General features: G+C 69.3%; 13 protein-coding genes. 3 read left to right on the top strand and 10 right to left on the bottom strand.

All coding sequences use genetic code 11. From position 1 onward, the window contains the following. Positions 1-8: 8 nt before the first annotated feature. The 6 genes from AAT21_RS25395 to rfbB form a co-directional block, all read right to left on the bottom strand. On the bottom strand, positions 9-911 hold the full coding sequence (locus AAT21_RS25395) for a glycosyltransferase family 2 protein (RefSeq protein WP_046779246.1): 903 nt from the start codon (positions 909-911) through the stop codon (positions 9-11). 6 nt (positions 912-917) lie between these two features. Beyond that, positions 918-1,334: a DUF2304 domain-containing protein gene (locus tag AAT21_RS25400; RefSeq protein WP_046779247.1), complete on the bottom strand. Its 417-nt coding sequence runs from the start codon at positions 1,332-1,334 to the stop codon at positions 918-920. Then, a complete protein-coding gene (locus AAT21_RS25405; RefSeq protein ID WP_052757985.1) occupies positions 1,331-2,020 on the bottom strand; it encodes a glycosyltransferase family 2 protein in 690 nt (229 codons plus the stop codon). The genes AAT21_RS25400 and AAT21_RS25405 overlap by 4 nt, the downstream gene beginning before the upstream one ends. Positions 2,021-2,088: 68 nt before the next feature. After that, positions 2,089-3,423, bottom strand: coding sequence for a lipopolysaccharide biosynthesis protein (locus AAT21_RS25410; RefSeq protein ID WP_200904459.1), 1,335 nt, complete (start codon positions 3,421-3,423; stop codon positions 2,089-2,091). Then, a complete protein-coding gene (gene rfbD, locus AAT21_RS25415) occupies positions 3,420-4,292 on the bottom strand; it encodes a dTDP-4-dehydrorhamnose reductase (protein WP_046779451.1) in 873 nt (290 codons plus the stop codon). The genes AAT21_RS25410 and rfbD overlap by 4 nt, the downstream gene beginning before the upstream one ends. Before the next feature lie 47 nt (positions 4,293-4,339). Beyond that, a complete protein-coding gene (gene rfbB, locus AAT21_RS25420; RefSeq protein WP_030842661.1) occupies positions 4,340-5,317 on the bottom strand; it encodes a dTDP-glucose 4,6-dehydratase in 978 nt (325 codons plus the stop codon). 81 nt (positions 5,318-5,398) lie between these two features. Between rfbB and rfbA the strand changes: the two genes are divergently transcribed. Together rfbA and rfbC are read left to right on the top strand one after the other, a co-directional pair. After that, positions 5,399-6,274: a glucose-1-phosphate thymidylyltransferase RfbA gene (rfbA, locus tag AAT21_RS25425; RefSeq protein WP_046779249.1), complete on the top strand. Its 876-nt coding sequence runs from the start codon at positions 5,399-5,401 to the stop codon at positions 6,272-6,274. Further along, on the top strand, positions 6,271-6,870 hold the full coding sequence (rfbC, locus tag AAT21_RS25430; protein WP_046779250.1) for a dTDP-4-dehydrorhamnose 3,5-epimerase: 600 nt from the start codon (positions 6,271-6,273) through the stop codon (positions 6,868-6,870). The genes rfbA and rfbC overlap by 4 nt, the downstream gene beginning before the upstream one ends. A 183-nt stretch (positions 6,871-7,053) precedes the next feature. Here rfbC and tuf read toward each other — a convergent pair whose 3' ends face one another. The 4 genes from tuf to rpsL form a co-directional block, all read right to left on the bottom strand. After that, positions 7,054-8,247, bottom strand: a complete 1,194-nt coding sequence (gene tuf / locus AAT21_RS25435; protein WP_030653602.1) for an elongation factor Tu — start codon at positions 8,245-8,247, stop codon at positions 7,054-7,056. A 151-nt stretch (positions 8,248-8,398) separates the two neighbouring features. Beyond that, positions 8,399-10,531, bottom strand: coding sequence for an elongation factor G (fusA, locus tag AAT21_RS25440; RefSeq protein WP_030842654.1), 2,133 nt, complete (start codon positions 10,529-10,531; stop codon positions 8,399-8,401). A gap of 39 nt (positions 10,532-10,570) precedes the next feature. Continuing rightward, entirely contained in the window at positions 10,571-11,041 is a 471-nt protein-coding gene (rpsG, locus tag AAT21_RS25445) for a 30S ribosomal protein S7 (RefSeq protein ID WP_007265894.1), read from the bottom strand. Between the two features lie 2 nt (positions 11,042-11,043). Further along, on the bottom strand, positions 11,044-11,415 hold the full coding sequence (gene rpsL, locus AAT21_RS25450) for a 30S ribosomal protein S12 (protein WP_007265893.1): 372 nt from the start codon (positions 11,413-11,415) through the stop codon (positions 11,044-11,046). 368 nt (positions 11,416-11,783) lie between these two features. Here rpsL and AAT21_RS25455 point away from each other — a divergent pair, with 368 nt between their 5' ends. Beyond that, on the top strand, positions 11,784-14,264 hold the full coding sequence (locus AAT21_RS25455; RefSeq protein WP_235439220.1) for a YfhO family protein: 2,481 nt from the start codon (positions 11,784-11,786) through the stop codon (positions 14,262-14,264). The last annotated feature ends 88 nt before the right edge of the window (positions 14,265-14,352 follow it).

Below are 14,352 nucleotides of genomic sequence, written 5' to 3' on the forward strand. Positions count from 1 at the left end.
GAGTCTGATCAGTTCTGGCCGGAGGTGAAGGCGTGCTTCGCCAGGGTGCGGGCGCCCTCCTTGTTGCCGCTGCGCAGGGCTCCGGGGAGCATCGTCAGCGCGTGCAGCCGGGAGGCGCTGTGGAAGCGCGCCGCGCGCGCCGCCTTCGGCCAGCCTCGGGCGTCCATACGGGCGGCCACCGCGGAGAAGTAGCGTTCGGCCTCGGCGAAGCGGGTGCCGGAGAAGGCCTGTACCGACGACTCGCTGACGGCGTGCCGGCGGTACTGGAAGACGGTCGTCGAGTTGTCGATGACCATCTGCTCGCCGCCTTCGAGCAGGTCGACCACGAGCGCGAGGTCCTGGATGACGGAGTAGTCGTCCCGGAAGTTCACCTTGCGCAGCACCTCGCCGCGCCAGGTGATCGAGGGGAAGTAGAGCCAGTTGCCGCGCAGCACGCTGGCGGCCAGCTCCTCCCCGCCCATCAGGCGGCGGCCCTTGACCTGCGGGGCGTACAGCCGCTTCTTGGTGTTGTCGGCGAGGCCGCCCTGGGTGACCTGGCCGGTGCCGTCGATGACCTCGACACCCGGCTGGACCATGCCGATGCCCGGGTGGGCCTCGACGATCGCGCGGACGGTCTCCAGGTAGTGCGGGTGCAGCACGTCGTCGCAGCCCATGATGACCACGTGGTCGGCCTCGGACAGCTGAACGCACTTCTGGAAGTTCTTGGTGATGCCGAGGTTCTGCTCGTTGCGCGTGTAGTGCACGCGGTCGTCGCCGAGCGCGGCGAACCAGCCCGGTACCTCGGGCTCCTTGCCGTCGTCGATGACGACGAGGCGGAAGTCCCGGTCCGTCTGCGCGAGGACGCTGCGGACGGCGTCCTGCATCAGCTGCACGTCCCCGTAGTAGGGGAGCATGAAGTCGAAGGTCACCATGGAGCTTCAGGCCTTCACGGAGTCGGAGTCGGCGTCCGCCGTGACGGCCGCCTCGGCACCGGGCTCGGTGCTCAGACGCTCGTCGTTGTGCCGCATGCCCTCGTTGATGGCCACGGTCCGGGCGAGGTCGGTGATCTTCTTCTCCAGCGAACGGAACCGCAGGAAGGTGTTGAGCGTGAGGAAGCCCATCGCGAGGACCATCACGTAGAGCACCAGGTCGGTGCCGCGGCCGACGCCGAGCTGGTGCGCGAGCCAGGTGACGTCCGTCGGGCGGAGCACCGCGTACACGTTGACGACGACGAACAGCGAGAAGGCGATGCGCTTCCAGGCCCGGTTCTTCGCCTGGCTCCACGTACGGATGAACACCAGGGCCATCGACACGGAGCCGACGATCAGGACGAGCTGGATCCAGAAGTACTTCATCGACGCCCACGCTCCCGCAGCGAAATGTCAAAGATGATGTTCACGCCGTTGATGAGGGACTGGCCCTTGGAGCGCGAGTATTCGGTGTAGAGGATGTCCACCGGGACCTCGGTGACCCGCAGGTCGGAGCCCGCCAGGAAACCGACGAGCTCGGACGCGTGCGCCATGCCGTTCATGGTGATGTTCAGCTGCTCGGCGGCCTTGCGGCTCAGGACGCGCAGACCGTTGTGCGCGTCGGTGAGCTTGAGCTTGCGGGCGGTCGGGCTGACGGCGGCGGCCGTGCGCAGCACGACCTGCTTGATCCACGGCACCTGGCCGTTCTGCTCGATGAAGCGGGAACCGAGCACGACGTCGGCCTCGTCGCGCCGCAGCACGCCGACCATCGTCTCGACGTCCTTGGTCTGGTGCTGGCCGTCGGCGTCGAAGGTCGCGAAGTAGCGGGCGCCGGGCTGGGCGAGCGCGTACTTGAGACCGGTCTGGAGGGCCGCACCCTGGCCGAGGTTGACCGGGTGGCGGACCAGGTGGGCGCCCGTGGTGGCTATGTGCTCGGCCGAGTCGTCGGTGCTGCCGTCGTCGACGACGACGATGTTGGGGAACGTCTTGCGGGCCCCCTCGACCACGTCGGCGATCACCTGGCCCTCGTTATAGGCCGGTATGACCAGCCAGACATCGTCGTATTGGGACACGGTAGCTCCAGCGGAAAGTGGCACGTACGAGTGCTCGGTGATCGGTGTGACGTCTTGGGCCGGCATGGTCATCTCCCGACCGCGCCCACGCCCGGGGCGTCGGTCTCGGCCGTCTGCCGGGGGGCTTCACCGGCTGCGGCCGCGGCTCCGGAGAAGCTCAGCCTGAGAGCTGTCAGCATAGCGAGCACGGTGGCCGTCGAGCCCAGGGCATAGGCGACGATCACGCGCATCGACACCTCGCCGGGGATCAGGGTGATGCCCGCCAGGACCGCGGTGCCGACGGCCCAGGAGAGCAACTGCAGGTTGTGCCGCTTGAATACCATGAGTGCCTGTCCCAGAACCATCGCGAACATGTACGCGGCGGTGCCTGCGGACAGCAGGAAGAAGTCGAAGCGTCCCAGCACCGGGTCCTGGATGCCGAACAGCACCTCGATGAGCCAGGGGCCGAGGATCGTGGCGGGCACTCCGCCGAGCAGACCGAGCGCCGCGACGACCAGGGCGATCCGGCGCAGCATCGCCCAGAAGGCCACGCGGTCGCCGGCGGTGAAGGCGGCGGTCAGGCCACTGAGCAGCGAGGCCTGGAGCGAGCCGAAGACGAAGAGCGGCACCCGCGCGAGGACGGTCGCGCTCATCAGCGCCGCGATCAGCGCACTGTCGGAGGGCGCCAGCAGCTTGGTGCTCATCACGGCCGCGTTCACGACGAGTTGGGACAGCAGGGTCGCGCAGACGAGCAGGCCGAGGCCGGCCGTCAGGTCGCGCCAGGCGATCTGCTCGCCCGGGCCGACGGCGCGCAGCAGCGCGGGCAGCGTCACGAGCGTGGCGACGACGGGCGCGACGGCCAGGATGAGGCTGAAGGCCAGTGCCGAGTGCAGCCCGAGGAGGGCGCAGCCGAGGGCGAGCACGATCCGCAGGCCGCCGTCGACGGCGAGCTGGGTGCCGTACGCGCCGAAGCGGCCGAGCCCGGCCAGCACACCGCGGGTGAGGTAGCAGACGGCCATGCCGGCGAAGGCCCCGCCGAGCGCCGCCACCAGGGCGCGGTCCCCGTGGAACAGCAGGTCGGCGAGGGGCCCGGCGCCGAGGCCGAGGACGAGCAGGGTCGCGCCGAGGATGCCCGCGGTGAGCAGGCCGGCGCGGCGCAGCACCGGGGCCGCGCCCTGGCCGAGGACCACACGGGCGGAGACGATCCGGGTGAGTTCCTGCTCCAGGGGGAAGAAGACGCCGATGCCCAGGGACATCACGATCGTCCACAGCACCGAGACGTCGGCGTAGCCCGCGTCGGACAGGCTGTGTCCGGCCACGCCGAGGTGGGCGTAGGACGCGGCGCCGAGCACGACGGTGCCGCCGGCCACCGCGACGGTGCCCGGCGGCAGCGCCGCGCTCAACTTGTTCAGCAGGGTTCTCATCCCGTGCGGCCGTCCCGGGCCGCCTTCGCGAGTGCGGCGAAGCCGGGGGTGGCGAGCGCCTGGGTCAGCTGTTCGCGCCAGTCGGGGAGCGGCTCCAGGCCGGCCTCCTCCTTCCAGGCGCCGTGCGCGAGCACGCTGAAGGCGGGGCGGACGGCGGGGCGGACGAACGCCTCGGAGGTGGTCGGCCGGATCCGCTCGGGGTCCAGACCGCTCAGCCGGTAGGTCTCGCGGGCGAGCCCCATCCAGGTGGTCCGGCCGCTCGCGGTGCCGTGGTAGATCCCGCCCATGGCCCAGCCCTTGAGGGCGGCCAGGCCGAGCTCGACCAGGTGGCGGGCCAGCGCGTAGGACCACGTGGGCTGGCCGTGCTGGTCGTCGACCACGTCGAGGGTGTCGCGCTGGGCGGCCAGCTTCAGCATGGTGGCGACGAAGTTCGGGCCGTGCTCGCCGTACAGCCAGGCCGTCCGTACGACGTATCCGTCCTGCGGCAGCAGTTCGGTGACGGCCTGCTCGCCGACCAGCTTGGAACGCCCGTAGGCGTTGACCGGGCCGGTCTCGGCGTCCTCGCGGTACGGCTCCGAGGCGTCGCCGGGCAGCACGTAGTCGGTGGAGACGTGGATCAGGCGCACGTGGGCGTCGGCGCAGGCCTCGGCGAGGACACGCACGGCGGTGCCGTTGACGGCGGTCGCGGCCTCCTCGGCGGTCTCGGCACCGTCGACGTCGGTCCAGGCGGCGCAGTTGACGACCACGGTGACGTCCTCGACCGCGGCCCGGACCGCGGCCGGGTCGGTGATGTCGAGGTCGGCGCGACGCAGGCCCACGGCCTCGATCCCGGCCCGCTTCAGGACGGTCAGGACGTCCTGGCCGAGCATCCCGCCGGCGCCGGTGACGAGCCAGCGGCCGGCCAGTGAGTTGGTGCTCACTTCTGCAGGGCCGCCTTCGCCTTCAGCGGCTCCCACCAGGCGCGGTTCTCGCGGTACCAGTCGATGGTGGCCTTGATGCCGTCCTCGAAGGTGACCTGCGGGGCGTAGCCCAGCTCGGCGCCGATCTTGCTGATGTCGATGGAGTAGCGCAGGTCGTGGCCCTTGCGGTCCTCGACGTGCTCGACCATGTCCCAGCCCAGGCCCGCGGCCTCCAGCAGGACGCCGGTGAGCTCCTTGTTGGTGAGCTCGGTGCCGCCGCCGATGTTGTAGACCTCGCCGGCCCGGCCCTTGCGCATGGCCAGGTCGATGCCGCGGCAGTGGTCGGAGACGTGCAGCCAGTCGCGGACGTTGCCGCCGTTGCCGTACAGCGGGACCTTCTTGCCGTCCATCAGGTTCGAGACGAACAGCGGGATGACCTTCTCCGGGAACTGGTAGTGCCCGTAGTTGTTGGAGCAGCGGGTCACCACCACGTCCATGCCGTGCGTGCGCGCGTAGGCCAGCGCCAGCAGGTCGGAGGAGGCCTTGGAGGCGGAGTACGGGGAGTTGGGCACCAGCGGCCACTCCTCGGTCCAGGAACCCTCGGTGATGGAGCCGTAGACCTCGTCGGTGGAGATGTGGACGAAGCGGCCGACGCCGTGCTTGCGGGCGGCGTCCAGCAGCACCTGGGTGCCGACGACGTTCGTCATGACGAAGGGGCCCGCACCGGCGATCGAACGGTCCACGTGGGACTCTGCGGCGAAGTGCACGACCACGTCGTGGCCGGCCATCACCTGGTCGACGGCCTCGGCGTCGCAGATGTCGCCCTGGACGAAGCGGTATCCGGAGTGGTCCGCGACCGGGGCGAGGTTGGCCTCGACGCCCGAGTAGGTCAGCTTGTCGAAGACGGTGATCTGCGCCGTGGCGTCTGCACCGAGCTGCTGGCGGACGAATTCTGAACCGATGAAGCCGGCGCCGCCGGTCACGAGGATGCGCATAATACGAAGAGTCTAGCCGCCTGCCGAACGTCACACGCCGGACGGTCGGAGCGCCCCGGCCCTCTCGCATAGGGTTCACCCATGCGTGGAATCCTTTTGGCCGGTGGCACCGGATCGCGACTCTGGCCGCTGACTCGGGCCGTCTCGAAGCAGCTGCTGCCCGTCTTCGACAAGCCGATGATCTACTACCCGCTCTCCACCCTGGTGATGGCGGGCATCAGCGAGATCCTGATCATCACCACCCCTGAAGACCGTGACCAGTTCGAGCGGCTGCTCGGCGACGGTTCGCAGTTCGGACTGCGGCTGGAGTACGCCGTCCAGGAGCGCCCGGAGGGCATCGCCCAGGCGTTCGTGCTCGGCGCCGACTTCATCGGCGACGAGTCCGTCGCGCTGATCCTCGGCGACAACATCTTCCACGGCAGTGGCCTCGGCACCCGCCTCGCCCAGCACACCGACGCCAAGGGCGGCCGCGTGTTCGCGTACCCGGTGGCGGACCCGACCGCCTACGGCGTCGTGGAGTTCGACGAGAAGGGCCAGGCCATCTCCATCGAGGAGAAGCCGGCCAAGCCCAAGTCCCGCTACGCGGTGCCGGGTCTGTACTTCTACGACAACCAGGTCGTGGAGATAGCCAAGGGCCTCAAGCCCAGCGCCCGCGGCGAGCTGGAGATCACCGCCGTCAACGACGCGTACCTCCAGGCCGGCGAACTGAACGTCACCATCCTGGACCGCGGCACCGCCTGGCTCGACACCGGCACCTTCGTCTCGATGGTCCAGGCCTCCGAGTTCGTCCGCGTGATCGAGGAGCGTCAGGGCTTCAAGATCGGCTGCATCGAGGAGGCGGCCTGGCGGGCCGGCCTCATCGACTCCGCCCAGCTGCGCGCGCTCGCCGAACCGCTGACCAAGAGCGGCTACGGCACCTACCTCCTGGCCCTGCTCGACGAGGAGGAAGCCAAGTGAAGTTCCGCGAACTCTCCATCGCGGGCGCCTTCGAGGTGACCCCGCAGCTGCACGGCGACCCGCGCGGCCTGTTCACCGAGTGGTACCGCTTCGACCGCCTGGCGGAGGTCGTCGGCCACCCGCTGAACCTGGCACAGGCGAACCTCTCCGTCTCCGCCGCCGGTGTGGTCCGCGGCATCCACTTCGCCGACGTGCCGCGCGGCCAGGCCAAGTACGTGACCTGCGTGCGCGGCGCCGTGCTCGACGTCATCGTCGACCTCCGGGTGGGCTCCCCCACCTTCGGTCAGTGGGAGGGCGTCCGCCTCGACGACGTCGACCGCCGCGCCGTCTACATCCCCGAGGGCCTCGGCCACGGCTTCTGCGCCCTGACCGACGACGCGACCCTGTCGTACCTCTGCTCGGAGACCTACAACCCGACCGGCGAGCACTCGGTGCACCCGCTCGACCCGGACCTGGGCATCGAGTGGCCGGCCGAGGTCCCGCAGCTGTCCGCACGCGACGAGGCCGCCCCGTCGCTGGCCGAGGCCATCTCGACCGGGCTGCTGCCCGACCACGCCGCCTGCGTCGAGTTCACCGAGTCCCTGCGCGTGAACTGACGCACCGCGCCTGCACGGAATAAGGGCCGCACCCCGCGACGGGGTGCGGCCCTTCTTGCGTGTGGCGCGGCGGCGGCCGGGCCGGCAACGCCGAAGGGCCCCGCCCCACCGCCGAGGCGGTGGGCCGGGGCCCTCCGGTGCAACTTGGTGCCCGGTCAACGGGCTACCAGGTCAGAACACGAATTACTTCGTGATCTTGGTGACCTGGCCGGCGCCCACGGTACGACCACCCTCACGGATGGCGAACTTCAGGCCCTCCTCCATGGCGACCGGCTGGATCAGCGCGACCGACATCTCGGTGTTGTCGCCCGGCATGACCATCTCCGTGCCGGCCGGCAGGGTGACGACACCCGTGACGTCCGTGGTACGGAAGTAGAACTGCGGACGGTAGTTGTTGAAGAACGGGGTGTGACGGCCACCCTCGTCCTTCGACAGGATGTAGGCCTGGGCCTCGAACTCGGTGTGCGGGGTGACCGAACCCGGCTTGATGATGACCTGGCCGCGCTCGACGTCCTCGCGCTTGATGCCACGGAGGAGCAGACCGACGTTCTCACCGGCCTGGCCCTCGTCGAGCAGCTTGCGGAACATCTCGATACCGGTGACCGTGGTGGTGGTCTTCTCTTCCTTGATACCGATGATGTCGACGGTCTCGTTGACCTTCAGGACACCACGCTCGATACGGCCGGTGACGACCGTCCCGCGACCGGTGATCGTGAAGACGTCCTCGACGGGCATGAGGAACGGCTTCTCGGTGTCACGCGGCGGGGTCGGGATGGCCTCGTCGACGGCGGACATGAGGCCGAGAAGCTTCTCGCCCCACTCCTTGTCGCCCTCGAGCGCCTTCAGCGCGGAGACGCGGACGACCGGCAGGTCGTCGCCCGGGAACTCGTACTCGGAGAGGAGCTCACGGACCTCGAGCTCGACGAGCTCCAGGATCTCCTCGTCGTCCACCATGTCGGCCTTGTTCAGGGCGACGACGATGTACGGAACGCCGACCTGGCGGGCCAGGAGCACGTGCTCCTTGGTCTGCGGCATCGGGCCGTCGGTGGCGGCGACCACGAGGATCGCGCCGTCCATCTGCGCGGCACCGGTGATCATGTTCTTGATGTAGTCCGCGTGACCCGGGCAGTCGACGTGGGCGTAGTGACGCGCCTCGGTCTGGTACTCGACGTGCGCGATGGAGATGGTGATACCGCGCTGGCGCTCCTCAGGAGCCTTGTCGATCTGGTCGAAGGCCGAGGCCTCGTTCAGGTCCGGGTACGCGTCGTGCAGCACCTTGGTAATGGCGGCCGTGAGGGTCGTCTTACCGTGGTCAATGTGACCGATGGTGCCGATGTTGACGTGCGGCTTAGTCCGCTCGAACTTCGCCTTCGCCACGGGGGTCCTCCTGGAGAGTGGTTCTGTACGCCTTACAGATCGGCGCCAGGTGATCTTTGCTGGAAAGCCGGCCGGTCCCCGGGGCAACGGGAGTGGTTCCTGTTGCCCCAGAGGCTGCCGGTGACAAGCCTAAAGCGTGTACTCCGAAGAGTTACTCGCCCTTGGCCTTCGCGATGATCTCCTCGGCGACGTTCCGGGGAACCTCGGCGTAGGAGTCGAACTGCATCGAGTAGCTGGCGCGACCCGAGGTCTTGCTGCGGAGGTCGCCGACGTAGCCGAACATCTCCGACAGGGGCACGAGGCCCTTGACGATCTTGGCTCCGTGACGGTCCTCCATGGCCTGGATCTGGCCACGGCGGGAGTTGATGTCACCGATGACATCACCCATGGACTCCTCGGGCGTGGTGACCTCAACGGCCATCATCGGCTCGAGCAGAACGGGCGACGCCTTGCGCGCGGCCTCCTTGAAGGCCTGCGAACCGGCGATCTTGAAGGCGAGCTCGGAGGAGTCGACCTCGTGGTAGCCACCGTCGAGAAGCGTGACGCGGACGCCCGTCATCTCGTAGCCGGCCAGGATGCCGAACTGCATGGCCTCCTGCGCACCCGCGTCCACCGAAGGGATGTACTCCTTCGGCACACGACCGCCGGTGACCTTGTTCACGAACTCGTACGCCGGGCCGTCAGCCTCGGTGATGGGCTCGATCGCGATCTGCACCTTGGCGAACTGACCGGTACCACCGGTCTGCTTCTTGTGGGTGTAGTCGTGACGCTCGACGGCCTTGCGGATCGTCTCGCGGTACGCGACCTGCGGCTTGCCGACGTTGGCCTCGACCTTGAACTCGCGCTTCATACGGTCGACCAGCACCTCGAGGTGCAGCTCGCCCATACCGCCGAGGATGGTCTGGCCCGTCTCCTCGTCCGAGTGAACGTGGAAGGAGGGGTCCTCCTCCGCGAGACGCTGGATGGCGACACCCAGCTTCTCCTGGTCACCCTTGGACTTGGGCTCGATGGCGACCTGGATGACCGGAGCCGGGAAGTCCATGGACTCCAGGATCACGGGCTGCTTGTCGTCGCACAGCGTCTCACCGGTGGTGGTCTGCTTCAGGCCCATGACGGCGACGATGTCGCCGGCGCCCACCGAGTCGATCTCCTCACGCTTGTTCGCGTGCATGCGGTAGATCTTGCCGATGCGCTCCTTCTTGCCCTTGACGGAGTTCAGCACCGCGGTGCCGGCCTCCAGGCGGCCCGAGTAAACCCGGACGAAGGTGAGCTTACCGAGGTGCGGGTCGCTCATGATCTTGAACGCGAGCGCGGCGAGGGGCTCCTCGTCGGACGGCTTGCGCTTCACGACCGTCTCGGCGTCGCGGACGTCGTGGCCCTCGATGGCCTCGATGTCCAGCGGCGACGGCAGGTAGCGGACGACGGCGTCGAGCAGGGGCTGAACACCCTTGTTCTTGAACGCCGTGCCACAGAACACCGCGGTGATCGTGGGCTCGCCCTTGCCCTTGCCGGAGCCGAGGATGATGCGACGGACAGCGGCGTGCAGCTGCTCCTCGGTCGGCTCGTCGCCGTTGAGGAAGAGCTCCATGATCTCGTCGTCGTTCTCGGCGACGGTCTCGACCAGCTTGCCGCGCCACTCTTCAGCGGTCTCGGTGTGGCTGGCCGGGATGTCGACGACGTCGTACATCTCGCCCTTGGTCGCCTCGGCGGACCAGACGAGCGCCTTCATGCGGACGAGGTCGACGACACCCTGGAAGTCGGCCTCGGCACCGATGGGGAGCTGCATGACGATCGGAACCGCACCGAGGCGGTCCTTGATCATGTCGACACAGCGGTGGAACTCGGCGCCGGTGCGGTCGAGCTTGTTGACGAAGCAGATACGCGGGACGCCGTAGCGGTCCGCCTGACGCCAAACGGTCTCGGACTGCGGCTCGACGCCCGCCACACCGTCGAAGACGGTGACGGCGCCGTCGAGGACGCGGAGCGAACGCTCCACCTCGACGGTGAAGTCGACGTGACCCGGGGTGTCGATGATGTTGATGGTGTGGTCAACATCTTCGAGCGGCCAGTGGCAGGTGGTGGCGGCAGACGTGATGGTGATACCACGCTCCTGCTCCTGCTCCATCCAGTCCATCGTGGCGGCGCCGTCGTGGACCTCACCGATCTTGTACGACACACCGGTGTAGAACAGGATGCGCTCGGTGGTGGTCGTCTTGCCCGCGTCGATGTGGGCCATGATCCCGATGTTGCGGACCTTGGCCAGGTCAAGCGAAGTGGTAGCCATAAGGCTTCGGTCTTCTCTCGGTCTCGATGTGGGGTGGGACTACCAGCGGTAGTGCGCGAAGGCCTTGTTGGACTCGGCCATCTTGTGCGTGTCCTCGCGCTTCTTGACGGCAGCGCCAAGACCGTTGGAGGCGTCGAGCAGCTCATTCATGAGGCGCTCGGTCATGGTCTTCTCACGGCGGGCGCGGGAGTAACCCACGAGCCAGCGGAGGGCCAGGGTCGACTGGCGACCCGGCTTGACCTCGACGGGGACCTGGTAGGTCGCGCCACCGACACGGCGGGACTTGACCTCGAGGGACGGCTTGACGTTCTCCAGCGCGCGCTTCAGCGTGATGACCGGGTCGTTGCCGGTCTTCTCGCGGAGGCCTTCCATGGCGCCGTAGACGATGCGCTCGGCGGTGGAGCGCTTGCCGTTCAGGAGGATCTTGTTGATGAGCGACGTCACCAGAGGAGATGCGTAGACCGGGTCGATGATGACCGGGCGCTTCGGGGCGGGGCCCTTACGAGGCATTCTTACTTCTCCTTCTTGGCGCCGTAGCGGCTGCGGGCCTGCTTGCGGTTCTTGACAGCCTGGGTGTCAAGCGCACCGCGGATGATCTTGTAACGAACACCCGGCAGGTCCTTCACACGGCCACCACGCACGAGCACGATCGAGTGCTCCTGCAGGTTGTGTCCCTCACCCGGAATGTAAGCGGTGACCTCGATGCCGGAGGTCAGACGCACACGCGCGACCTTACGGAGCGCCGAGTTCGGCTTCTTCGGGGTGGTCGTGAACACACGCGTGCAGACGCCGCGACGCTGGGGCGAGGCCTCGAGCGCGGGAGTCTTTGTCTTCTCGACCTTGTCCTGCCGGCCCTTACGGACCAGCTGCTGGATCGTAGGCACTACTTCTCCGGTTTCTGTGTGCCGTGTAGTGAAGCTAACCTGGAACTTTGCCGACCCACGCGGTCGGGTGTGTCGGACCCTGCCCACTTCCACCGAGGTGAGAGAGGCGCGGATCGCGGTGTGGTCTTCTCGGCTCACCGCGGGTCTTAAGCGCACGCGGGAGCCCAGGGCACACCCCAGGCACAAGGTCAGAGCGTACCTACCTCACAGAGGTAGGTCAAAACAAATGCCCAGCACGAAAACCCGCCGCGCGCAAGCGGGACGGGGGCCGTTCGGCCCGGCAGCCCGCCCCTGCGCCCTAAACTGACAGCTTGCCCGGGCGCTGGGCGCCCGCGAGTCGATCAGCAGGGAGCAGCACATTGGGGACCGTGGCACCCGAGCCGACCGCAGTCGACACCCGGCTCCCCGCCCCGGACCGCCCCTCGGCCGTCCGCCGGTCCCTCGGCCGGTCCGTCCGCCGCTCGGCCCGCCTGCGCGGTCCCCTGCTGGCCTTCCTGCTGACCGCGACCGCCTTCTGCGCGGCCTGGGCAGCGCGCGGCACCTTCCCCTTCGGCAACACCGGGCGGGCCGTCAACGACCAGGCCAACCAGTACGTGCCCTTCCACCGGGCGCTGTGGGACCTGGTCCACGGGCAGGCCGCCGGCGACCTGCTCTTCACCTGGCGCGGCGGATTCGGACAGCAGTTCCTGTCCGACTACCACACCTACCTCGGCAACCCGTTCTCCTGGCTGGCCGTCCTCGTCCCGCGGGACCACGTCGACCTCGCCGTCTTCGCGGTCACCCCGCTCACGATGGGCACCGCCGCCGCGGTGATGACCGTGTACCTCGGCAAGCTGCACGCCGGCCCGTGGTGGCAGCGGGGCGTGCTCGGGGCGACGTACGGCCTGTGCGGCTGGGCGCTCAGCGACGCCTCGTACATCCCGATGTGGCTCTGGGGCCTGGTCGCCCTCCCGATGCTCGGCATCGCCGTCGAGTGGTGCCTTGAGGGGCGCCGCTGGCCGGGTGCGGCCCTGCTGGTCGCACTCGCCTGGTGCGGGAACTTCTACACCGCGATGATGGCTACGATGGCCGCCTGCGTCCTGCTGGCGGTCCGCCTGGCCACCCGCGACACCTCGGGCCGCGAGCGGCTGCTCGCCCTGTGGCGGGCCGCGACGGCCGCCGGGACCGGCATCCTGCTCACGTTCCCGCTGTTACTGCCGTCGTTCCTGTCCAGCGGCGCCGCGCAGCCCACCAGGGCCGCCGCCTTCGACCCCGTACGGATCGAGGTCTTCTTCGCGGGCATGCTGCCGGCCACGCATCTGTGGGGCGGCCGCCCCCGGCTCTACGTGGCCTCGCTCGGCCTGATCCTGGCCGGCTCGTTCCTCCTCAACACCTCGGTCGCACGCCGCACCCGTCTGGTGTGGGGGGCCGCGACCGCGCTGGTACTGGCCTCCTTCCAGTTCCCGCCCACGCAGTACGTGTGGCACGGGCTGGCGGTGCCGAACGGCAACCCGTACCGCGAGACCTTCGTCTTCAGCGGGATGGTGGTGGTCCTGGCCTGGCTGTCACTGGCGGGCAAGCCGCGCCCGCGGCACCTGGCCCTGATGGCCGGCCTGCTGGTCGCGGCCGCCTTCGTGCTGCGCCGCACCGACGACTTCGGCGGCTGGACCTGGCCGGCGGTGCTCGGCGGCGGGGGCCTCTCCCTGCTGGCGCTGGTCCTGCTGCGGCTCGGCGACAGGCGCCGCTTCCTGGTCCCGGTGGCCGCCGTGCTGATGACCGGCGTCGTCCTGGCCGAGTCCACCGCGGCCGCGGCCGGCGCCGACGCCCGCCGGGCCCGCGAGCGCTGGGCGAAGCCGATCCCCACCTCGAACCGGTCGATCGCCGGGCACTTCGACGCCGTCCGCGGCGTCGAGGACTGGCCCGCCCACCGGACCGACTCGGGCGCCCCGCAGACCGCCTACAACGACGCCCTGGCCCTCCGCGCGGAGGGGCCGCAGTACTACAGCAGCTACCTGCCCGAGGCCACCTACAAGGCCCTGGAGCCCCTCGGGTACGGCTTCAAGAACGACGGCCGGACCTTCTTCGGCGCCGACAACCCGGTGCTCGACGCGATCTTCTCGATCGGTGCGCGGGTCCGCCCGGGAACCGCCCCGGACAGCTGGACGGCCGAGCGGTTCCCGGCGCCGCCACTGGTCACCGTCCGCACCGGTCCGTACGCCTCGCCGAACCCGGCGGAGAGCGTCTACGCCCGGCAGGAGACCGTGCTGGGCGCCACCGTCTACGAGGTCCCGCAGGTCACCCGCGGCGGCGACCCCGAGAACCGGACGTACGCGGCCCGGTGCCGGCCCGGCTCCGAGGCCTTCTGGTACTCCCCCGCCCTGTACGGCAGCCTCGGCGCCGGCGCCACCGAGAAGCCGCTGGAGGAGGAGATGACCGGGGTGACCCCGCTCGGCCCCGTCCCCGCCTCCGGCACGGTGGAGGTCACCGTGCGGACCCGCACGCGGGGCGCCGACGCGGGCGCCCACCCGCTGGGCTGCCTGGACCGCACGGCCCTCACCGAGGCGGTCGACCGCCTGAAGGCCACCGGGGCCACCGCGGTCGAGGTCGGCGGCCACTCGATCGGGGCCACCCTCCCGGCGGACACCCGGGGCACGGCGGTCGTCGCCACCACCGCGATCCCCGGCTGGAGCTGCTCGGCCCCGGTCAGGCCTTTCCACGGCCTCCTGGCCGTGGACCTCCCCCCGGGCACGACCGCGTTCTCCTGCACCTTCACCCCGAAGGGCCTGTACCCCGGCCTGGCCGCCGCCGCCCTGGCCCTCCTGACCCTCACCGCAGCAGCGGCGACACCGCGCCTGCGCCGCCGTCGCTGAGCCACGGTGGGCTCCACCCGGATGTTGCGGTAGCGGGCGAGGCCCGTACCGGCCGGGATGAGCTTACCGATGATGACGTTCTCCTTGA

The sequence above is a fragment of the Streptomyces yangpuensis genome (assembly GCF_001005295.1).
Taxonomy (GTDB): domain Bacteria; phylum Actinomycetota; class Actinomycetes; order Streptomycetales; family Streptomycetaceae; genus Streptomyces; species Streptomyces yangpuensis.

Coding starts and splice junctions, on each gene's coding strand:
- AAT21_RS25395 (WP_046779246.1), bottom strand. CDS start 911: ATGGTGACCTTCGACTTCATGCTCCCCTACTACGGGGACGTGCAGCTG.
- AAT21_RS25400 (WP_046779247.1), bottom strand. CDS start 1,334: ATGAAGTACTTCTGGATCCAGCTCGTCCTGATCGTCGGCTCCGTGTCG.
- AAT21_RS25410 (WP_200904459.1), bottom strand. CDS start 3,423: ATGAGAACCCTGCTGAACAAGTTGAGCGCGGCGCTGCCGCCGGGCACC.
- rfbA (WP_046779249.1), top strand. CDS start 5,399: ATGCGTGGAATCCTTTTGGCCGGTGGCACCGGATCGCGACTCTGGCCG.
- rpsG (WP_007265894.1), bottom strand. CDS start 11,041: ATGCCTCGTAAGGGCCCCGCCCCGAAGCGCCCGGTCATCATCGACCCG.
- fusA (WP_030842654.1), bottom strand. CDS start 10,531: ATGGCTACCACTTCGCTTGACCTGGCCAAGGTCCGCAACATCGGGATC.
- rfbD (WP_046779451.1), bottom strand. CDS start 4,292: ATGCTCGGCCAGGACGTCCTGACCGTCCTGAAGCGGGCCGGGATCGAG.
- rfbB (WP_030842661.1), bottom strand. CDS start 5,317: ATGCGCATCCTCGTGACCGGCGGCGCCGGCTTCATCGGTTCAGAATTC.